Source organism: Cellulomonas sp. H30R-01, from assembly GCF_010119915.1.
In the GTDB taxonomy this organism is placed as follows: Bacteria; Actinomycetota; Actinomycetes; order Actinomycetales; family Cellulomonadaceae; genus Cellulomonas; species Cellulomonas algicola.
Genome location: NZ_CP048210.1, coordinates 3,404,712 through 3,424,652 on the forward strand (window position 1 = coordinate 3,404,712; position 19,941 = coordinate 3,424,652).

16 protein-coding genes and 1 tRNA gene are annotated in these 19,941 nt (G+C 74.2%); 4 read left to right on the forward strand and 13 right to left on the reverse strand.

The features are described 5' to 3' along the window. Nucleotides 1-47 precede the first annotated feature (47 nt). The 6 genes from GXP71_RS15225 to GXP71_RS15250 all read right to left on the reverse strand — a co-directional run bounded on the left by GXP71_RS15225 (nucleotide 48) and on the right by GXP71_RS15250 (nucleotide 7,619). A tRNA-Ser gene (locus GXP71_RS15225) sits at nucleotides 48-139 on the reverse strand. 98 nt (nucleotides 140-237) lie between these two features. Beyond that, nucleotides 238-1,278: a PIN domain-containing protein gene (locus GXP71_RS20420; protein WP_238402440.1), complete on the reverse strand. Its 1,041-nt coding sequence runs from the start codon at nucleotides 1,276-1,278 to the stop codon at nucleotides 238-240. A 143-nt stretch (nucleotides 1,279-1,421) separates the two neighbouring features. Beyond that, the gene (locus tag GXP71_RS15235) at nucleotides 1,422-2,033 is read right to left on the reverse strand and encodes an ATP/GTP-binding protein (protein WP_124342967.1); all 612 of its coding nucleotides are present in this window, start codon (nucleotides 2,031-2,033) and stop codon (nucleotides 1,422-1,424) included. Then, nucleotides 2,014-2,391, reverse strand: coding sequence for a DUF742 domain-containing protein (locus GXP71_RS15240; RefSeq protein WP_124342968.1), 378 nt, complete (start codon nucleotides 2,389-2,391; stop codon nucleotides 2,014-2,016). Before GXP71_RS15240 ends, GXP71_RS15235 begins: the two co-directional genes overlap by 20 nt. Nucleotides 2,392-2,413: 22 nt before the next feature. After that, nucleotides 2,414-2,863: a roadblock/LC7 domain-containing protein gene (locus tag GXP71_RS15245; protein WP_162353336.1), complete on the reverse strand. Its 450-nt coding sequence runs from the start codon at nucleotides 2,861-2,863 to the stop codon at nucleotides 2,414-2,416. A gap of 85 nt (nucleotides 2,864-2,948) precedes the next feature. Further along, the gene (locus tag GXP71_RS15250; protein WP_162353337.1) at nucleotides 2,949-7,619 is read right to left on the reverse strand and encodes a sensor histidine kinase; all 4,671 of its coding nucleotides are present in this window, start codon (nucleotides 7,617-7,619) and stop codon (nucleotides 2,949-2,951) included. Nucleotides 7,620-7,844: 225 nt separating this feature from the next. Here GXP71_RS15250 and GXP71_RS15255 point away from each other — a divergent pair, with 225 nt between their 5' ends. Continuing rightward, a complete protein-coding gene (locus GXP71_RS15255; protein WP_162353338.1) occupies nucleotides 7,845-8,822 on the forward strand; it encodes an NAD(P)H-quinone oxidoreductase in 978 nt (325 codons plus the stop codon). A gap of 20 nt (nucleotides 8,823-8,842) precedes the next feature. Here GXP71_RS15255 and GXP71_RS15260 read toward each other — a convergent pair whose 3' ends face one another. After that, nucleotides 8,843-10,075: an AGE family epimerase/isomerase gene (locus GXP71_RS15260; RefSeq protein WP_162353339.1), complete on the reverse strand. Its 1,233-nt coding sequence runs from the start codon at nucleotides 10,073-10,075 to the stop codon at nucleotides 8,843-8,845. 76 nt (nucleotides 10,076-10,151) lie between these two features. Between GXP71_RS15260 and GXP71_RS15265 the strand changes: the two genes are divergently transcribed. Next, entirely contained in the window at nucleotides 10,152-10,757 is a 606-nt protein-coding gene (locus GXP71_RS15265; protein ID WP_162353340.1) for a bacterial proteasome activator family protein, read from the forward strand. 4 nt (nucleotides 10,758-10,761) lie between these two features. Here GXP71_RS15265 and GXP71_RS15270 read toward each other — a convergent pair whose 3' ends face one another. The 6 genes from GXP71_RS15270 to serS form a co-directional block, all read right to left on the reverse strand. Then, nucleotides 10,762-11,637 carry a DMT family transporter gene (locus tag GXP71_RS15270; protein WP_162353341.1) on the reverse strand — a complete coding sequence of 292 codons (876 nt, stop codon included), beginning with the start codon at nucleotides 11,635-11,637 and terminating at the stop codon, nucleotides 10,762-10,764. Nucleotides 11,638-11,782: 145 nt separating this feature from the next. After that, complete coding sequence (locus GXP71_RS15275; RefSeq protein WP_124341070.1) at nucleotides 11,783-12,730, reverse strand: carbohydrate ABC transporter permease; 948 nt, start codon at nucleotides 12,728-12,730, stop codon at nucleotides 11,783-11,785. Beyond that, nucleotides 12,727-13,716 (reverse strand): carbohydrate ABC transporter permease, encoded by a 990-nt coding sequence (locus tag GXP71_RS15280; protein ID WP_124341069.1) that lies wholly within the window; start codon nucleotides 13,714-13,716, stop codon nucleotides 12,727-12,729. The genes GXP71_RS15275 and GXP71_RS15280 overlap by 4 nt, the downstream gene beginning before the upstream one ends. A gap of 146 nt (nucleotides 13,717-13,862) precedes the next feature. Further along, on the reverse strand, nucleotides 13,863-15,239 hold the full coding sequence (locus GXP71_RS15285) for an ABC transporter substrate-binding protein (RefSeq protein ID WP_124341068.1): 1,377 nt from the start codon (nucleotides 15,237-15,239) through the stop codon (nucleotides 13,863-13,865). A gap of 196 nt (nucleotides 15,240-15,435) precedes the next feature. Beyond that, nucleotides 15,436-16,230, reverse strand: a complete 795-nt coding sequence (locus tag GXP71_RS15290) for an HAD family hydrolase (RefSeq protein WP_162353342.1) — start codon at nucleotides 16,228-16,230, stop codon at nucleotides 15,436-15,438. Beyond that, the gene (serS, locus tag GXP71_RS15295; RefSeq protein ID WP_162353343.1) at nucleotides 16,227-17,510 is read right to left on the reverse strand and encodes a serine--tRNA ligase; all 1,284 of its coding nucleotides are present in this window, start codon (nucleotides 17,508-17,510) and stop codon (nucleotides 16,227-16,229) included. The genes GXP71_RS15290 and serS overlap by 4 nt, the downstream gene beginning before the upstream one ends. A gap of 229 nt (nucleotides 17,511-17,739) precedes the next feature. On the opposite strand from serS, the gene GXP71_RS15300 reads away from it, so the two are divergent. Further along, complete coding sequence (locus tag GXP71_RS15300; RefSeq protein WP_162353344.1) at nucleotides 17,740-18,900, forward strand: diacylglycerol kinase family protein; 1,161 nt, start codon at nucleotides 17,740-17,742, stop codon at nucleotides 18,898-18,900. A 416-nt stretch (nucleotides 18,901-19,316) separates the two neighbouring features. Further along, nucleotides 19,317-19,940, forward strand: coding sequence for an SdrD B-like domain-containing protein (locus GXP71_RS15305; RefSeq protein WP_162353345.1), 624 nt, complete (start codon nucleotides 19,317-19,319; stop codon nucleotides 19,938-19,940). Nucleotide 19,941 lies beyond the last annotated feature (1 nt).

The window sequence follows — 19,941 nt, forward strand, 5'->3', positions numbered from 1 at the left end:
GCGGCGCATCCTCGTCCCCGACGGGTGACCCCGACGTCGGGGTGGGGCGGAGGGCGTGGGATTCGAACCCACGAGGACGGGGGTGTCCCGCCCCAACGGTTTTCAAGACCGTCTCTTTCGGCCGCTCAGACAGCCCTCCCGACGCTGCTGGGTCCGCCTGCTCGAGGCCCGCGCGCTGGGGACGATCCTCCCACAGCGGCTCCGTGCGCCGACCCCCGTTCCGGGCCGGCGCGACGGTCACGACGACGCCCGCGCGCGCTCCCACCAGCCGGCCGGCCACCCCGGGCTGACGACCTCGAGCCCGTGCAGCACGGCCACCTGCGCGAGCTGGACGTCGTACGTCGCGACCGCCCCCACCTGCGCGTGCGCGACCGCCGCCCCCACGTGCAGCGCGACGAACGACGGCAGCACCGCCGCGACGCGGGCGGCCGCGTGCAGCGACTGGTCCGAGAACCGCACCACCTCGACGCGGTCCGTCACGTCGTGCGCGACTCCGTGCGCCTCGACCCCGCGAGGGCGTGCGACGCGGCGCAGCTCGCTCACGCCCAGGAACGTCGTGACGAGCCGGTCCTCGTGGTCGGCGACCCACGCGAGCCACGCGTCACGCGACGGCGCGCCGGCGAGGTACCGGCTGAGCGCCGACCCGTCGACGTAGACCCGCGGACGCGCGCGACGGGCGACCAGCGACCACGGCACCGGCTCGGGCTGGGCCGACGGTCCGGCCGACGCGTGGTCGGCCGCGTCCGCGCCGGCGGTGGTGCGCAGGTCGGCCGTCGGCTCGCCGGCCGCCGGTCGGCCGAGCGCCACGCCGTCGAGGGACGGGTCGTCGAGGGACGGGTCGTCGAGGGACGGGTCGTCGAGGGACGGGTCGTCGAGGGACGGGTCGTCGACGGCAGGTTCGTGGGTTGCCGGGTCGTCGGCTGCCGGGTCGCCGACGGCCGGGTCGTCGGCTGCCGGGTCGCCGACGGCCGGGTCGTCGGGGGCCGGGTCGTCGGGGGCCGGGTCGCGGACGGCCGGGTCGTCGGTGGGCGGGTTGCCGGGCGGCTGCACCGGCCCGAACGGGTGCGGGGCGCCGCGGACGGGCGTCGGTGTCGCGGTCGGCGCCCACGGCACGGGGCGGACGGTCGTGCCGTCGTCGCCCGGTGTGCGCGGCTGCGGCAGGGCGGAGACCCGGACCACGGCGTCACGCGAGCGTTCCGCGGCGCGACCGTCGAGCAGCACCGCGCGCCCGAGCACCGGACGGCGCTCGGGCGGTTGCGGGGGGACGACCGACGGCACCCCTCCATGATCCCGCACCGCGTCCGGGACCCCCGCCGTCGACGGGACCGTCGTCGAGGCGACGGTCGCAACGGTCACGAGGGCCGGACGCGCCGACGGCCGGCCCCCGTGCGGGGACCGGCCGTCGATCGGTGCGGGGTGGCTCACCGGTTGCGCAGACGCTCCATCGCGAGCTGCACGAGCGAGATGAGCGCCTGCTTGGTGGCGGCACGCGACCGGGCGTCCGTGTAGAGCACGGGCACGTGCGCCGGGATGGCGAGGGCCTCACGGACGTCGTCGAGCTGGTGCTTGGCGACGCCGTCGAAGCAGTTGACACCCACGACGAACGGGATGCCACGGCTCTCGAAGTAGTCGACCGCCGGGAAGCACTGGTCGAGACGGTCCGTGTCCACGAGGACGACCGCACCGATCGCGCCGCGGACCAGGTCGTCCCACATGAAGAGGAAGCGGTCCTGGCCCGGCGTGCCGAACAGGTAGAGCCACAGCTGGCCCGGCAGCGCGATGCGGCCGAAGTCCATGGCGACGGTCGTGGTGGTCTTGCGGTCCGACACGCCACCGGCGTCGTCGACGCCGACGGAGTGCTCGGTCATCGCGGCCTCGGTGTTGAGGGGCTCGATGTCCGAGATGGACCCGATGAAGGTCGTCTTGCCGACGGCGAAGCCGCCCGCGACGACGATCTTGACGACGGTGGGTGCGACAGACCCCGCGGTCCCCGCCGGAGCGGCGACGGCGGCGTCAGAGGGCGGAAATGCCATTGAGAACACTCTCCAGCACGCTCAGGGACAGGGCGGGGGACTCACCGGTGTTGACCTCGACCGGCTGAGAGGTGTGCACGCGCACGTACTGCTGGTCGGAGAGGTCGGACACGAGGATCCGGACCACCCCGAGAGGGAGGTGGAGCAGAGCCGACAGCTCCGCGACAGAGATGTAGGTGTGCGCGGCGTGCTGCAGGATCGCCCGCTTCTCGGGCGGCAGCCCCGCGCTCGTGACGGCGCCCGGCATCACCTCGACCAGCGCCTCGAGAGGCAGGTCGGAGCGCGCCGAGCGCACGCGGCCGCCGGTGACGGCGTAGGGCCGCACCGTCCTGGCCTCGTACTCGATGTGCTCACTCATGTTCGAGCCGTCTCCGTTCGGGTCAGGCCACGGGGGCGCGGGTCGCGCCGTCGACGGGGAGCTGGCCGCGCATCTCGGAGATGAGCTGCGGGGTCAGGGTCGCCTCGGTGCGCGAGACGAGCATCGCCATCTCGTAGCCGATGAGGCCGACGTCGCAGCTCGACTCGGCGACCACGGCGAGGACGGAGCCGTTCGAGACGCTCATGAGGAACAGGAACAAGTGGTCCATCTCGATGATCGCCTGACGCACCTCCCCCGCACGCAGCTGGCGCGACGCGCCACGGGTCAGGCTCGACATGCCGGAGACGATCGCCGCGAGCTGGTCGCCGCTGGTGCGGTCGAGCTGCTCCGACATCGCCATGAGCAGACCGTCCGCCGACACCACGAGCGTGTGGCGAGTGCCGGGCACGGTCCGGACGAAGTTGTCCAGGAGCCAGCCGAAGTTGGCTGCCTCGGTGCTGAGCGCGGTCACACTTCCTCCTTGCTGGTGCAGTCGGTGACGACTGCGGGGTGAGACGTCACCTGGGCGGAGACGGCTGGTCGGGAATCGTAGGCCGTCATGAGGCCTGGCCGTTGGGGCCGGTGGGGCCGTCCGAGGCACGACGGCCACGGCTGGTCCCGGACTGGAAGCTCGACAGGCGGGAGCGGAGCTGGTCCGCGTCACGCTGGACGGGCTTGCCCTCGTCCGCGGCCGGGACGGCCGACGGCACAGCTGAAGGAACACGCCGCTGCAGGGTCTCACCGGTCATGCCCATGGAGGCGGGCCGGTAGGCCGACAGCTGGCTGAGCTCGGACAGAGCCTGCTCCTGGATGTCGGACCGCATCGCGAGCATCGCGGCGACCTCGTCGTCGAGCGTCCCGATGCGGGGCGCGACCGACGGCGGGAGCGACGGGTGCGGCACGGTCGCGGCGGGAGCGGCAGCCGCCGGCGGGCGGGGTGCCCACTCGGGCGGCGCCCACCCGGCAGCCGGGCGCTGCTCGGTCGCGGCGGAGGCCGGGACCGGAGCCGGGGCCGGTGCGGGCGCCGGGGCGGCCGGTGCGGACCACGTCGCCGCGGCCCACGAGGGCGTGGCGGCGGGCGCGGGCGGCTGCTCGGCGTTCCAGGCCGACGTGCGGGCCGGGGCGGACTGCTCGGCGACCGGCGCGGGCGCGGCGGGCGTCGGCGCGGACGCCGTCTCGACGCCGTCCTCGCCCTTGCGACGGCCGAACAAGCCCCAGCGACGCTTCGGCTTGTCCTGCTCGCCACCCTGGACGAGGTCGTTGAAACCGGCGCTCGGTGCGGTCGGCTGCGCGGGCGCCTCGACCGGGAGGAACGCGGGCTGCGCAACGTTCCAGGCGGGCTGCTCGGCGGCGGGCTCGGCGGCGGCCGGCGGCTCGGCGACGGGCGGCTGCCACGCGGGCTGCTGCTCGGCGACGGGTGCCTGCCACGCCTGCTCGGCGACGGGTGCCTCCCACGCGGGCTGCTGGTCCGCGGCCGGCGGCTGCCACGCGGGCTGCTGCTCGGCGACGGGCGCCTCCCACGCGGGCTGCTGCTCGGCGACCGGCGCCTCCCACGCAGGCTGCTGCTCGGCGACCGGCGCCTCCCACGTGCGCTCGGGCTCGTCGTCGGGGACCAGCCGGACCGGCTCGAACGTCGGGGCGGCGGGCTCGGGCTCGGCGACCGGCTCGGCGACGGGTGCGTGCGCGGACTCGGCGGCCGGGTCGGCCGTCTCCCACGCGGGCGCCTGCCACGTCGGCGGCTCCCACGCGGGCGCTTCCCACGCGGGGGTCGGCCACGCGTCGGCCTCGGCGGCGGGCTCCTGCGGCTCCGCGACCGGGGCGGCCGTGGGCTCGGGGACGACCGGGACGGCGCCCGTGTGCCAGGCGCGCGCCTCGTCGAGAGCCTTCTCGAACGGGACGTCGGTCTGCGGCGTCGCGGAGCGGCCGGCCCAGCCGGCGTACCCGCTGTAGGACGTGAAGCCCTGCAGGCGCGAGGTCCAGACGGGCGCGTCGGCGGCGGGAGCGGCCGGGGCGGCGGGTGCCTCGTCGACCGGGGCGGCCCACGACGCGGCAGGAGCGGCCGCGGCGGCGGCGCGCGTCGGCAGCGCGGAGGGGGCGGCCGGCGCCTCGGGGGCGCTCCACGACTCGGCGGCCGGTGCCGCGGTGGCGGGCGTCGCGTCGGGCTGCGCGAACGTCGGGGCCCAGGCGGGCTCGGCCTCGGCGGCGGGCGTCGGGGCCCACGCGGGCTCCTCGGCCTCGGCAGCGGGCGTCGGCGCCCAGGCCGGCTCCTCCACCTCAGCGGCCGGCGTCGGCGCCCAGACGGGCTCCTCGACCTCAGCGGCCGGCGTCGGCGCCCAGACGGGCTCGACCTCGGCGGCAGGAGTCGGCGCCCAGGCCGGCTCCTCGACCTCGGCAGCAGGGGCCGGCGACCAGGCCGGCTCCTCGACCTCGGCGGCAGGAGTCGGCGCCCAGACGGGCTCCTCGACCTCGGCAGCAGGGGTCGGCGACCAGGCCGGCTCCTCGACCTCGGCAGCGGGCGTCGGCGCCCAGGCCGGCTCCTCGACCTCGGCAGCAGGCGTCGGCGACCAGGCCGGCTCCTCGACCTCGGCAGCAGGCGTCGGGGCCCACACGGGCTCCTGCACGTCGGGGGTGGCCTCGACGGCGACCTCGTCGGTCCGCTCGGTGTCCTCGGCCTGCTCGGCCGGCGTGGGCGACCACTCGTCGTCGTCGGCCAGCTGCGGGACGACCATGGGCTCCGGCGAGGCGGAGTGCGCCCCGAGGGACATCCACGGCGCGCGCACCGGGTCGGCGGGACGGCCGTCGTCGTCCGAGGCGAGCCCCGGGATCTCGATGCCGGAGGCAGGGGTACCCGTCGCCAGGTCGCCGCGACCGCGGAACCCGGAGAACAGGCCGGCACGGGCGGCGGGCGAGGACGGCGCGGCCGGGGTGGGCGTGGCCTCGGGCTCGGGGGTCGACGCCCACGCGGCGGTCGAGGCCCGCGAGCGGCTCGGCAGACCGGCGTTCAGCGGCGTCGTCGCGATCGTCGGCGGCGTCCACTCGCCCCCGGCAGAGCCGAGGTCGGCGCTGAGGTTCCCGGACGGGACCTCGGGCAGGACGATCTTGTCCTCGTCGAACGTCTTCGCGGAGCGCGTCGGCAGCCCGCTCGGCTGGCCGCCGCCACGGACGGGCAGCGCCGACGGCGCGACCTCGTTCTCGCCCGTGTCGTCGGTGCGCTTGCGGCGCGGCAGGCCGAGGCCCGTCTGCCCGTCGGTGAGCGAGGCGAGGTCGACCTCACGCACGACCGGCGCGTCCTCGACGGCCGGGGCCGGCGCGGCGGGGAGCTGCGCGGCCTGCTGCGGCGCGGACGGCGCGCCGTAGAGCGCGGTCTCGGTCGCGGCGAACAGCGTCGACGGGAACCGGACGATGGTCTCGGTGCCGGTGCCCTGCGAGCTCTTGTGCAGGCGGACCTCGGCGCCGAGACGCTGCGCGAGGCGGCCGACGACGAAGAGGCCGAGGCGCTGGGCGCCCAGGGCGTCGCTCGCGGAGACCGACACGATCTTCGAGTTCGCCGCCGCGAGCTCGGCCTCGGTCATGCCCAGGCCGTGGTCGAGGATGCGGACGTAGACGTGCTGGCCGGACACACCGGTCGTGACCGTGACGGGCGTCTCCGGCTCGGAGAAGATCGTCGCGTTCTCGAGGAGCTCGGCGAGCATGTGCGCGGCGCCCAGGGCGTTGAAGCCCAGCATGTGCGGGTCGACCTGGAGGTCGAGCTCGACGCGGTCGTACTGCTCGATCTCGGAGGACGCGGTCCGGATCACGTCGGACAGCGGCATCGCGTCCCGCAGGCGCCGACCGGAGTCGATGCCGGCGAGCACGAGGAGCGACTCCGCGTTACGACGCATGCGGGTGGCCAGGTGGTCGAGCCGGAAGAGGTTCGCCAGCGTCGACGGGTCCTCCTCCGCACGCTCGAGCGAGTCGATGAACGACAGCTGGCGGTTGAGCAGCACCTGGTCGCGGCGGGCGACGTTGACGAACATCTCCGCGATCGACCCACGCAGTGCGGCCTGCTCCTGGGCGACCTGGACGGTCGTGGCGTTCACGGAGTTGAACGCGTCGGCGAGCTTGCCGACCTCGTCGCGGGAGTTGACCGGGATCGGCTGCAGGACGATCTCGGGGCCCTCACCGGGGACGGCCACCTGCTCGACGAGCTTCGGGAGCTGCTCGCGGACGTCGGCGGCGGCGGCGGTCAGGCGCCGCAGCGGCGTGACGATCGCACGGGCGATGACGAGGGCGAAGAACAGGGACAGCGCGGCGGCGGCGACGGCGATCGCGATCGTGTAGACCGCACGCGTCTCGGACGCGGTCGCGGCGTCGTCGGCGATCTCGGACGCGCGCTTCAGGACGGCGTCGTTGACGCTGACGAGCGACGCGAGCTGCTGCTGGATGTCACCGGAGTACGCGGCAGGGTCGATACGGTCGAAGCCCTGCGAGTTGCCCTGCTGCATCCACGTACGCATCGACGTGAAGGACGAGGAGGGGTCACGGGCGGGCATCGCGATGCCGTTCTCGCCGAGCCGCTCGACGGCGGCACGGGCACGGGCACGCGACACCTCGGTCGTCGTGACGAGGTTCTGGTAGACGCGGGCGCCGGCGGCCTGCGCCTGGCGGGCACGCAGCAGGCCCTGCCCGGCGAGCATCTCGGTGACGAGGCCGTCGGCCGTCGCGGAGACGTCGCGGTACGCGGTGACGTACTGCGCGAGCGTGCGGTCGTCGAGGACGTTCGCGACCTGCTCGACGAGGTCGATCTGGCCCTTGATGATGGCCTCGTAGCTGTTGGCCGTCTGGTTCCGGTCGCCCTTGCCGTCGACGAGCGTGCGCACCTGCGGCAGCGCCGTGTTGTGCGCGAGCTGCACCTCCTGGAACTGCCGCACCACGGAGGGCGGGAACTCCTCGAGGTCGAGCTCACGCGTGATCGGCCGGACCTTCGCCAGCATCGAGTCGGTCGCGGACCGCGCGGCCGCGATCTCCTCGACCGGCGCGGCGTTCACCGACAGCACGCGCTCCGTCTGGATCGCGCTCGCGAGCGGGGCGTACGCCTGGAGCGCCGCCACGGCACCCTCGGCCGCCCGCACACGCTGCGCCTCGCGGATCGCGTCGTACGAGATGAACGCCCCAGCGCCGAACAGGACGAGCATGGGCACGGCAAGGACAGCCAAGATCTTGGCGCGGATGCCAAGCCGTCGCAGCATGTCGTTCCTCTCCTCCACCCGACACGGGTGTTGCCACCGGGGGGCGTGTCGGCCCTGCGTCCTGTCGGAACCCTCGAGGGGGTCCACCGCCACCATCGGCTCCTGGACACCGGACCATTAGCCCGCGCCAGAGTTTGCCACGGACCTCACCCGATGGGATACGCCGGGACGGGGCCAGGTGCGCACCCTATCTGCCGCGTCCTGACGGGCCGCTAGGGTGCGCAGATGAGGGCTGTCGTCGTCACGGAGCCGGGTCCCGCGGACGTCCTGCGGGTGGCCGACGTGGACGAGCCCGTGCCGGGCCCCGCCGAGGTGCTCGTGCAGGTCAGCGCGGCAGGGGTCAACCGGGCGGACCTCCTCCAGCGCGAGGGCCGCTACCCCCCTCCGCCGGGTGCGCCACCGTGGCCGGGCCTCGAGGTGTCGGGCGTCGTCGTGGCCGTGGGGGACGCCGTGGCGGGTCGCTGGGCGCCTGGCGACCGGGTCGCCGCGCTCCTGGCAGGCGGAGGTTACGCCGATCGGGTGACGGTCCACGCCGACCTGTGCCTGCCCGTGCCGGACTCCGTACCCCTCGAGGACGCCGCCGCGCTGCCCGAGGCGGTCGCGACCGTGTGGTCGAACCTGCGCGCGGCGCACCTGTCGCCGGGCGAGACGCTCCTGGTGCACGGCGGGTCCGGCGGGGTCGGCTCGGTGGCCGTGCAGCTCGGCCGAGCGCTCGGCACGCGCGTCCTCGCCACGGCGGGCGGCCCGGACCGGGTCGCGCGCGTCCGGGGGCTCGGTGCGGACGTCGCGCTCGACCACCGGGAGGACGACCTGGTGGGCCGCGTGCGCGCCGCGACCGACCACCGCGGCGTCGACGTCGTGCTCGACGTGCTCGGCGCGGGCGCGCTCGCGGACAACCTGCGGCTGCTCGCGGACGGCGGCCGCCTCGTCGTCATCGGGATGCAGCAGGGCCGGCGCGCGGAGCTGGACCTCGGCCTGCTGCTCGCGCGGCGCGCGTCGGTCATCGGCACGACGCTGCGGTCGCGCCCGCACGCGCAGAAGGCCGCGATCGTCGACGGGGTCGCGCGGCACGTGTGGCCGCTCGTCGCCGACGGCACGGTCCGGCCCGTCGTGCACGCGCGCGTCCCGCTCGCGGACGCCGCCGAGGCGCACCGCATGATGGAGCGCGGCGAGGTCTTCGGGAAGGTGCTGCTGGTCCCCTGAGCGCCGCGCCGCGACCGGCGTCAGTCCAGCAGGCCCGCCGCGAGCGCCGGGACGATCACGGGCGTGAGCGGCAGCCGCGGGACCAGCGTCGCCTGGACCGCGTGGTAGAGGTCGGCCTTACCCGCCCACACCGTGCGCGACACCGTGTTGTCGGTCCCGAGCTCGTGCCACCACGACCCGCCCTCGCGGTCGAGGTGGTGCGCGCCGACGTACTCCCACCACTGCGTGTAGAGGTCGTCGTACCGCGCCTCGCCGGTCGCGGCGTGCAGCGCGGCGGCCGCGGCGACGGCCTCGGCGGCGACCCAGTGCATGCGCTCGCGCACGACGGGCGCACCGTCCCAGTCGACCGTGTACACGAAGCCGGGTGCGCCGTCGACGTCCCAGCCCTCGCGCACGCCGGCGTCGAACAGCGCGACGGCGTCGTCCAGCAGCCACGTCGGGGCGACGTCGCCGCGCGCGGTCACGGCGGCGCGCGCGTGCAGCGTGAGGCGCGCCCACTCGAACCAGTGGCCGATGGTCGCGCCGTAGGGGCGGAACGGGTGCGCGGGCGTGTCGGCGTTGTACTCGAGGTCGGCGACCCAGTCCGCGTCGAAGTGCTCGGGGATCCGCCAGGAGTTGCCCTTCGCGAACCCGTCGACGACGCGCTCGACGATCCGCAGCGCACGGTCGAGCCAGACGCGGTGCCCGGTGACGTCGGCGGCCGCGAGGTACGCCTCGACGGTGTGCATGTTCGCGTTGACGCCGCGGTAGGTGTCGAGCGTCGTGAACGTGCGGTCCCACTGCTCGACCGCGAGGCCCGCCTGCTCGTCCCAGAACCACCGCTCGGAGACCGCGAGCGCCTCGTCGAGGAGCTCGCGCGCGCCCGGGCGGCCCGCGGCCGTCGCGCTCGACGCGGCGAGGATGACGAACGCGTGCGGGTAGGCGGCCTTGTCGGTGTCGCGCGGGGTGCCGTCGCGCTCGACCTCGGCGAACCAGCCGCCGTGCTCGTCGTCGTGGAAGACGCCGCGCAGCGCCGTGAGCCCGTGGTCGACGAGCGCCGCCGAGCCGGGGCGTCCCAGCAGGTGCCCGATCGCGTACACGTGCGTCATGCGGCACGTGATCCAGAGCTCGAGCGGGCCGTCCTGCGCGCCGCCCTGCTCGTCCTGCCGCGCGAACCCGCCGCCGGGCAGTGCCGACGCCCTCCCGAAGTCCAGCAACCGGTCGGTCTCGCCCTCGAGCCACCGGGCGTGCGCGGGCGTCGTCAGCCAGGACATGCGTCAACCCTACCGACGGTGGACCGGCGACCGGTCCAGGCTGCACGCCGCAGGACGGGCGGGACACAATGCCCGGATGAGCGACGACGAGGCACGTGACGAGGTCGGCACGGAGCAGCACGCACAGGGTCCGACGGGCGCGGGGCCGCGCGTCGTCGTGGTGCCGGTTCCCGGGGCCGGCGACGGCGCGCCGGACGACGGCCAGGACGAGGGCCGGGAGGACGTCTCCGACCTCGTGGGCGAGCCCGCCAAGGTCATGCGGATCGGCACGATGATCAAGCAGCTGCTCGACGAGGTCCGCAGCGCGCCGCTCGACGACGCCGCCCGCGCGCGCCTGGCCGAGGTGCACGAGCGGTCGCTCCAGGAGCTCGAGGACGGCCTGTCCCCCGAGCTCGTGGCCGAGCTGCACCGCATCACGCTGCCGTTCGTCGACGAGCAGACGCCGTCGGACGCCGAGCTGCGGATCGCGCAGGCGCAGCTCGTCGGGTGGCTCGAGGGGCTGTTCCACGGCATCCAGACGGCGCTCGTCGCGCAGCAGATGGCGGCGCAGGCGCAGCTGTCGCAGATGCGCCGCGCGCTCCCGCCGGGCCCCGGTGGCATGTCGGGCCGTCCCGGGCACCCCGGCCTGGCGATCGGCGACCCCGACGAGCCCGAGCGCCCCGGCACCGGTCAGTACCTGTAGATCGTCAGGCCGGCGGGGGCGCCTCGTCGGCGGCGGTGCGGTCGGTCGCGGTGAGCGCGATCGCGCCCGACACGAGGACCAGCCCGACGAGCTCGGCGGGGTGCGGGACCTGCTGCAGCACGACGGCCCCCACGACGGCGGCGGTCGCGGGCAGCAGCGCGAGCAGGACGGCGAACGTCGCGGGCCGGACGCGCCGCAGGACGACCTGCTCGAGCGCGTAGGGCACCACGGACGACAGGACGGCGACGCCGACGACGAGCAGCGCGAGCCGCGGGTCGACGACGACGGGTGCGGCGTCGAGCACGAAGAACGGCGCGAGCACGAGCGCACCCGCGGTCATCGCGACCGACAGACCGGTGACGCCCCCGCTCTCGGCGGTGGCGACGCGTCGCCCGAGCACGATGTAGCCGGCCCAGCACGCGGCGGAGACCCCGATCGCGACGAGCCCGACGACCGCGTCGCCGCCCGGCACCGCCCCCGACCCGAGCGTGACCCCGGCGAGCAGCACCACGCCGAGCGCGGCGACCCCGATCGCGACGCGGTCGCGCCACCCGTGCCCGGTGACGGCCGCGACGGCGACGGGTCCGACGAACTCGAGCGCGACGGCGGTGCCGAGCGGCAGGTGGTCGATCGCGACGTAGAACGCGACGTTCATCAGGCCCAGCACGACCCCGAACAGGACCGTGGTGAGCACGGCCCGGCGCGTCCACAGCCCGCGTGACCGCCACGGCCGTCGCCACAGCACGAGCACCACGGCGGCGACGGCGAGCCGCAGCCACGCGACGACCGCGGGCGGGAGCACGTCGAACAGCCCGACCGCGATCGCGGCGCCGAGGTACTGGGTGAGGCCCGACAGCACGAAGAGGAGCGGCGCGGGCACCCGCCCAGCGTAGGCACCGGCGCGACGCCCGCCCGACGGCGCGTGCCCGGGCACGCCGCCCACCTGCGCGCCGGTCCTGGCACGACGCGGCCCGCGTCACCCCGGAGGGTGCGCGGGGCGCGGGTCGTGCGGTCGGACGGTCGGGTCAGCCCTTGACCGCGCCGCCCAGCAGGCCGCGGACGAAGTACCGCTGGAGCGCGAGGAAGACGATCAGCGGCACGATCATCGCGATGAACGCACCCGCGGACAGCAGGTGCCACTGCGACCCCCGCGTGCCGGCGAGCTCGGCGACGCGGACCGTCAGCGGCGCGACGTCGGGCGTGCCGCCCGCGAACACGAGCGCGACGAGCAGGTCGTTCCACACCCACAGGAACTGGAAGATCGCGAACGACGCGATCGCGGGCGTGAGCAGCGGCAGCAGCACCTGGAAGAAGATCTTCACGTGCCCGGCGCCGTCGACGCGCGCGGCCTCGACGAGCGACGGCGGGATGTCCTTCATGAAGTTGTGCAGCAGGTAGATCGCGAGCGGCAGCGCGAAGATCGAGTGCGACAGCCACACGACCCAGAACGAGCCCGCGAGCCCCCACGACACGTACTGGGAGAGCAGCGGGACGAGCGTGACCTGGATCGGCACGACCTGGAGCGCGAACACGCCCACGAACAGCAGGTTGCGACCCCGGAAGTCGATCCAGGCGAACGCGTACGCCGCGAGCAGCGCGAGCGAGATCGGGATGAGCACCGCGGGCAGCGTGATGACGAGCGAGTTCAGGAAGTAGGTCGCCAGGCTCGTCGAGGACCCGAACAGCGCCTCCTGGTAGTTCTCGAGCGTGAGCTCGGGGTTCCACGGGAGCGTCCACCAGCCCGACGACCGGATCTCGGCGCGCGGGCGGAACGACGTCACGAACAGGCCGAACGTCGGGACGGTCCACAGGACGGCGATGACGATCGCGATGCCCGACGCCCACGGGGAGCTGAGCTTGCCCTTGACCGCCATCGCGCGCTTCTCCGCGCGGGACATCTTGCGCGCCGGCCGGGCGGCGCGGGTGTCGGCCTCGGTCTCGTCGACCAGGTTGGTGGGCGGGATGACGGTCATCGGATCTCCTCCGAGAGTCGCAGCTGCCGCACGTTGTAGACGACGATCGGGATGACGAGGACGAAGAGCAGCACCGCGAGCGCCGCACCGAACGCGGGGTTCTGGGCCCGGAAGGACTGCGTGTAGTACTCGTAGGCCACGACGGACGTGCCGAAGTTGCCGCCGGTCATCGTCCGGACGATGTCGAACACCTTGAGCGTCGCCATCGCGATGGTCGTGAGCACGACGACGAGCGCGGGCCGGATGCTCGGGACGGTGATGAAGCGGAACATCTTGGCGCCGCCCAGGCCGTCGAGGCGCGCGGCCTCGACGATGTCGTCCGGGATGGCCTTGATCGCCGCGGAGAGCACGGTCATCGCGAAGCCGGCCTGGATCCACACCATGACCGCGATGAGGAACAGCGTGTTCCACGGTTGGTTGAGCAGGAACTGCTGCGGTGGCAGCCCGAGCCAGACGAGGACCTGGTTCGCGAGCCCGATCTGCTGGATGTTGCCCTGGTCGGGCCGGTACTCGTAGACGAACTTCCAGATGATCGACGCACCGACGAGCGAGATCGCCATCGGCAGGAAGATCAGCGTCTTCGCGAAGGACTCGAACCGGGTCCGGTCCACCATCACGGCGTACACGAGGCCGATGAACGTCGCCGCGAGCGGGACGAGCACGACCCACAGCAAGGTGTTGCGCAGGACGATCTGGAACTGGTCCTCCGTGAACGCCTTCACGTAGTTGTCGAACCCGACGAACGCGTCACCGCTGTTCGTGTAGAAGGAGTCGCGGATCGTCCGCAGGCCCGGGTACAGCAGGCCGAACGTGAGGAACAGCAGCGTCGGGCCGAGGAACCCGAGCGCGACCACCCAGACGGGCAGCCGCTTGATCCGGTCGACGCCGAACAGGATCAGACCCATCACGACGACGAACAGCAGGATCGCGAGCACCATCAGCGTCAGCTTCTCGCCCGTCGTGTCAGGGCGGATCAACCAGTCCATGGCTCACCTTTCATCGCCGTCCAGGCCGGCGTCGATGCACGGGGGGAGGCGCGCGAGCCGTGCGCGCAGGGGACCGCCGGTGGGACGGCCGTGGTGGGGGCCCGCTGACGGACCCCCACCACGTCGGTGTCACACCGGTCGAGGCGTCACTGCGGCCAGGCCGCCTCGATGTTGTCCAGCGTCTCCTCGTCGGACTGGTTCTCCGCGATCCACGCCGTCATCTGCTTCCAGAACGCGTCGGCGCCGACGGCACCGGGCATCTGGTCGGACCCGTCGAACCGGAACGTGTACGAGTCGTCGGTGAGCAGGTCGAACGACAGCTTGTCGATCGGCGACTGCAGCAGCGCCGGGTCGAGGCCGTTGTTCGCGGACAGCCAGCCCTGGCCGGTGACCTCGGCCTTCTTGTTCGCCCACTCGGGGCTCGACAGGTAGGCCTGGAACGCCTGGACCTCGGGACGGTCGGCGAACGCCGTCACGAACTCACCGCCGCCGAGCAGCGGCTTGTCGTCCTCGGTCTTGCCCGGCAGGTAGAAGGCGTAGACGTCGCCGTCCTCCGCGACCTTGAGGCTCTCGTCCCAGTTGGCCTGGTAGAAGTTCGCCGCACGGTGCAGGAAGCAGGCGCCGTCCGGGATCGGCTGCGCCGCCTCGTTCCACGGGGTCGTCGCGATGGACGTCACGTCGCCCCAGCCGCCGTTGACGCGCTCGGAGTCCTTGAGGATCGAGCCGACGGTCCCGAGCGCCTCGAGGATCTGCGGGTCGTTGAACGGGATCTCGTGGTTGACCCACTGGTCGTAGACGTCCGCGCCTGCGGTCCGCAGGACGACGTCCTCGAGCCAGTCGGTGGCCGGCCAGCCGGTCGCGTCGCCGGACTCGATGCCCGCGCACCACGGCTGCACGTCGGGGTGGTCCTCACGGATCTGGTCGGTCAGCGCGATGAGGTCGTCCCACGTCGTGGGGATCTCGTAGCCGTTCTCCTCGAACGCCGTCGGCGAGTACCAGACGAACGACTTGACGTTCGCGCCGAGCGGCGTCGCGTAGAGCGTGCCGTCGACCGTGCCGTAGTTGACCCAGCCCTCGGTGTAGTACTCGTTCGCGTTGTCGATGACGGCCTGCGGGGCCGGCACGACGACGTCCGGGTACTGCTCGACGATCGACTTCAGGAACCCGGGCTGCGGGATGTACGCGATGTCCGGCGGGTTGCCCGCCTGCAGGCGCACCGGGAGCTGCGCCTCGAACTCGCGCGACCCCTCGTACTCGATCTTCGCGCCCGTGCACTCCTCGAACGGGGCGTAGGAGTCGATCTGCTGCTGCGACTCCGGGTCCACGATCGAGGTGTAGACGCTGATCGTCTTCCCCGACAGGTCGCCGTAGTCCTCGTACGCGGTGCAGTCCGTCGTCGACGACGCACCGTCGCCGCTGCCCCCGTCGTCGTCGCTGCCCGAACAGGCGGTGAGCACGAGCACGAGACCCGCCCCCGCCGCCGCTGCCGCGGTGTAGCCGCGGCGCTTGCGCAAGCCGTTCATGAGACCTCCACGTCGTCATGGTCCGGACGGCGCGACTCCACCCCGTCGCGCCCTCCCCAGCGATGCAAGTCGTTGCGCAAGGGTTTCGCAACCGGCGCACGGGGACAGAACGGTCACAATTGGGCAACGCACACGTGTCAGCGCCCTGACCGCCGTTGCGCGCGGCACCTGCGACGACGCCCGCGGGCGGCTCTCGTCAGTCGACGAGGCTCCGCAGGACCGCGACGGCGCCGTCGTCCTCGATCGTCCCGGTGACCTCGTCGGCCGCGGCGCGCACGACGTCGGACGCGTGCCCCATCGCCACGCCCCGCGCGGCCCACCGCAGCATCTGCACGTCGTTGGACCCGTCGCCCACGGCGACCGTCGCGAACGGCTCGACGCCCTCGTGCTGCCGGATCTCCTCGAGCGCGCTGGCCTTCGACACCCCGCCGGGCGTCAGGTCGAGCCACGCGGACCACCCGACGGCGTACTCGACCTCGTGCAGGCCGACGCGCTCGACGAGCGCGTGGAACTCCTCGGGGCTCGCCTCGGGCGCGCGGATGACGACGCGCGTCGCGGGCGTCGACGCGAGCTCGTCGAACGGCACGACCTGGACCCGCCCGGACAGCTCACCCGCCGGGAAGTCCGCGGACACCTTGAAGCCGACGCCGAGGTCCTCGACCGCGAACAGCGCGTCGGGCAGCTCCATCGCGATCGTCCGCAGCGCGGGACCGGGGTCGAACGTCACGGACTTCGTGATCTCGAAGCCGTCGTCGGTGCCGTCGATGCGGGCCGTGACCGCCCCGTTCGAGCACACGACCCAGCCCTCGGTGAGCCCCAGGTCGCGCGCGACCGGCACCGCCGAGTGCGCGCCACGACCCGTCGCGAGCACGACGTGCACCCCGGCCTCGCGGACCGCCGTGATCGCCTCGCGCACGTCGGCGGAGATCACGCCGTCGTACGACATGAGGGTGCCGTCGACGTCGAGCGCGACCAGCGTGCAGCGGCTCATCGCACGGGCTCCAGGACCTCGAGGCCGCCCAGGTACGGGCGCAGCGCCTCCGGGACGCGCACCGACCCGTCGGCCTGCTGGTGGTTCTCGAGGATCGCGACGATCCAGCGCGTCGTGGCGAGCGTGCCGTTGAGGGTCGCCGCCGCGCGGACCGTGCCGTCCGCGGTGCGCTCGCGCACGCCCAGGCGGCGGGCCTGGAACGTCGTGCAGTTGGACGTCGACGTGAGCTCGAGCCACCGCTGCTGGCTCGGCAGCCACGCCTCGCAGTCGAACTTGCGCGCCGCGCTGCTGCCCAGGTCGCCCGCGGCCGTGTCGATCACGCGGTACGGCAGCTCGACGAGGTCGAGCATCGCCTTCTCCCAGCCGAGGATGCGGCGGTGCTCGTCGGCCGCGTCCTCGACGGTCGTGTAGGAGAACGCCTCGACCTTGTGGAACTGGTGCACGCGGATGATGCCGCGCGTGTCCTTGCCGTACGACCCGGCCTCGCGCCGGTAGCACGCGCTCCACCCGGCGTACCGCTTCGGGCCGCTCGTCAGGTCGAGGATCTCGCCGCTGTGGTACCCCGCGAGCGCGACCTCCGACGTGCCGACCAGGTACAGGTCGTCCGCGGGCAGGTGGTAGACCTCGTCGGCGTGCGCACCGAGGTACCCGGTGCCGGCCATGACCTCGGGCTTGACGAGCGTCGGCGTGATGACGGGGGTGAACCCCGCCGCGAGCGCCCGGTCGACCGCCGCGTTGAGCAGCGCGAGCTCGAGCCGCGCGCCGATGCCCGTCAGGAAGTAGAACCGCGCACCCGACACCTTCGCGCCGCGCTCGGTGTCGATCGCCGCGAGGCCCTCGCCCAGCGCCAGGTGGTCGCGCACCGCGAAGTCGTCGCCGTACTCAGCGGCGAAGTCGCGCGGGCTCCCGACGTGCTCGAGCACGACGTAGTCGTCCTCGCCGCCGGCCGGGACGCCGTCCTCGACGACGTTGCCGATCCGCCGGGCCAGGTCCGTGGCGTGGCGCTCGGCCTCGTCGGCCTCCGCCTGCAGGCCCTTGACCTTCTCGGCGATCGTCTTGCCGTGCGCGAGCAGCGCCTGCTTCTCCTCGCCCTGCGCCTGCGCGACCTTCTTGCCGTGCGCCTTCTGCTCGGCACGCAGCGTCTCGAACTCGGTGAGGGCGGCGCGGCGGCGGGAGTCGGCGTCGAGGACCTGGTCGACGAGGGACGGGTCGTCGCCACGGAGCCGCTGGCTGGTCCGGACGAGCTCGGGTTCCTCCCGCAGGAGCCGCAGATCGATCACCCGCCGACTCTACCGACCACCCCGCATCCCCCGCCCCGCCCTGCCCCCGCTGCGCCGAGCTCGTCACCTCGCGTCCGGCTCGTGCGTCCTGGCGGACGAGCTCGACGCGGACTCACGAGCTCGCGGAGCGCGCCGAGGGGAGGGCGCGGGCTCCGCGAGGGGAAGGGGGAGGGAGGGGGCTCGGGGTGTTCGGGCGGGTCAGGGGCGGGGGTGGCCGTAGATTGCCCGTGTGTCGTGGGAGGGGTGGGTCGCGGTCGTCGCGGGTGCGCTCGCGCTCCTCTCGCTGCTCCTCGTCCTCGTGCTGCTCGTCCGGCAGCGCGAGCTCCGGCGGCGCATCGAGTCGCCCGGCAGCGCGCGGTCGGCCCGCGCGCTGCGGCTCGCGCGCGAGATCGAGGGCAGCGGACAGCTCGTCGCGTTCGTCGCGAACCCGTCGAAGCCCGACGTCGCGCACCTGCGCGCCGCGGTGCTGCGGCTGTGCGCCGAGCAGGAGCTGCCCGAGCCGCTCTGGCTCGAGACGACCGTCGAGGACCCGGGCGTGGGTCAGACGCGCGAGGCGGTCGAGCGCGGCGCGGACGTGGTCGTCGCGATGGGCGGCGACGGGACGGTCCGGGCGGTCGCCGAGGGTCTGGTCGGGACGGGCGTGCCGATGGGCCTCATGCCGCTCGGCACGGGCAACCTGCTCGCGCGGAACCTCGACATCCCGCTGTCGGACCCGCTCGCCGCGATGCGCGTCGCCGTCGAGGGCCGCGACCGCACGATCGACGTCGGCTGGCTGCGCGTGCAGCGCTGGGAGTCCGACGTGCACGACGACGTCGCCGAGGCCGCGGACGACCTGCCCGACGACGGGGACGTCCCGCGCGACCACATCTTCCTGGTCATCGCAGGGGTCGGGTTCGACGCGGCGATGGTCGCGGACGCCGACGAGCAGCTCAAGGCGCGCGTCGGCTGGATCGCCTACTTCGTCGCCGGCATGAAGCACCTGCACGGCCGGCGCAGCCGCGTGCACGTCCGGCTCGACGACCAGCCCGTCACCACGACCCGGCTGCGCAGCCTGCTCATCGGCAACTGCGGCAAGCTGCCCGGCGGCATCACGCTGCTGCCCGACGCGGAGCTCGACGACGGCTGGTTCGACGTCGCCGCGATCGACACGCGCGCCGGGATCGCCGGGTGGGCGCAGCTGTTCGGCGAGGTCGTGCTGCAAGGCGTCGGGGTCCGCAACGACCTGCCGGCGAAGATCGGCCGGATCGACCATACGCGCGCGCAGGAGGTGCGGCTGGTCGTGCCGGGCGGGGACCACGTGCAGGTCGACGGCGACGTCGTCGGGCGGGTCACCGAGCTCACGGCCCGGGTCGACCCCGGCGCGCTGGTGGTGCGCGTCCCGACCAGCTGAACGCCGCCCGTCCGTCGGGGCCGCCTCGGCGTTGCTCCGGGATGGTGAAGATCGTCCGGTTCCTCCCCCGATGTCCGACGTCGCCGTTACCGTGGACGAGTCGCCGCCGACGTGCGCGTGGGCGCGACGAGCCTCGGCTCGCCCGACCCCCAGCGGCGGGCTCGTCGACGGAGGACCACCGAGGAGCGCGGACGAGGAGGACGGTGACCACCGAGAGCCGCCCCGAGCCCCCGGGCGGGTCGCCGCACCGGACGGCGCCCACACCGGTGGTCCCGGTGCCGCCGCGCGTCGCGCCGTCGCCGGACGCCTTCCGCGGTGTCAGGCCCACGCCCCTCTCGACACCCTCGTCGCCCACGCTGGGGCGTGCTCCCGTCGTCGGAGCACCACCGTCCCGCCGGACGACGTCCGCCTCGCTCGTGCTCGCCACCGCCGGAGCGCTCGCGGCGGTCGCCGCCGTCGCCGCGTTCGCCGCCACGGCTCTCGTCGGGCAGACGGCCTTCCCGCCCGACGGCGACCGCCCGGCGGTGCTGCTGGACGACCGCACGGTGGCCCCGCCCGCGTTCGCGCTGGTGTCGCGCGCCTGGTCGGACGACGACGGCGACGGCCTGCGCGGCGGGACAGAGGCACCGCTCGCCGGGGTCGTCGCCCACCTGGAGACCGCCGACGCTCAGCCCGCCCGGCATCTCGACGGCAGCGCCGTCGCCGCGACGACGACCGGGTCCGACGGGACCGCGGTCTTCGACGACGTCGCGGCGGGCGTCTACCGCGTCCGATGGACCCTGCCCGTCGGCCACACGCCGACGACTGCCGTCGTCGTGCCCGGTCACGCGCTCGCGGACTCGGACGCCGAGCCGGTCGGCGACGAGGCCGGCAGCGGCACCGGCACCGCCGAAGGGCTCTCCGGACCGGTCGCGCTCACGGAGTCCGCGGGCCTCGACGCGCCCGACCCTCGCGACGGCGTCAGTGCCGACCGGCTGCTGCGCGGGGTCGACGTGGGCGCGGTCCCCGCGGCCGAGGTGCTGGTCGCCGCGCAGGGCTGAC

Coding starts and splice junctions, on each gene's coding strand:
- GXP71_RS15235 (WP_124342967.1), bottom strand. CDS start 2,033: ATGGCATTTCCGCCCTCTGACGCCGCCGTCGCCGCTCCGGCGGGGACC.
- GXP71_RS15240 (WP_124342968.1), bottom strand. CDS start 2,391: ATGAGTGAGCACATCGAGTACGAGGCCAGGACGGTGCGGCCCTACGCC.
- GXP71_RS15250 (WP_162353337.1), bottom strand. CDS start 7,619: ATGCTGCGACGGCTTGGCATCCGCGCCAAGATCTTGGCTGTCCTTGCC.
- GXP71_RS15255 (WP_162353338.1), top strand. CDS start 7,845: ATGAGGGCTGTCGTCGTCACGGAGCCGGGTCCCGCGGACGTCCTGCGG.
- GXP71_RS15260 (WP_162353339.1), bottom strand. CDS start 10,075: ATGTCCTGGCTGACGACGCCCGCGCACGCCCGGTGGCTCGAGGGCGAG.
- GXP71_RS15265 (WP_162353340.1), top strand. CDS start 10,152: ATGAGCGACGACGAGGCACGTGACGAGGTCGGCACGGAGCAGCACGCA.
- GXP71_RS15275 (WP_124341070.1), bottom strand. CDS start 12,730: ATGACCGTCATCCCGCCCACCAACCTGGTCGACGAGACCGAGGCCGAC.
- GXP71_RS15280 (WP_124341069.1), bottom strand. CDS start 13,716: ATGGACTGGTTGATCCGCCCTGACACGACGGGCGAGAAGCTGACGCTG.
- GXP71_RS15285 (WP_124341068.1), bottom strand. CDS start 15,239: ATGAACGGCTTGCGCAAGCGCCGCGGCTACACCGCGGCAGCGGCGGCG.
- GXP71_RS15290 (WP_162353342.1), bottom strand. CDS start 16,230: ATGAGCCGCTGCACGCTGGTCGCGCTCGACGTCGACGGCACCCTCATG.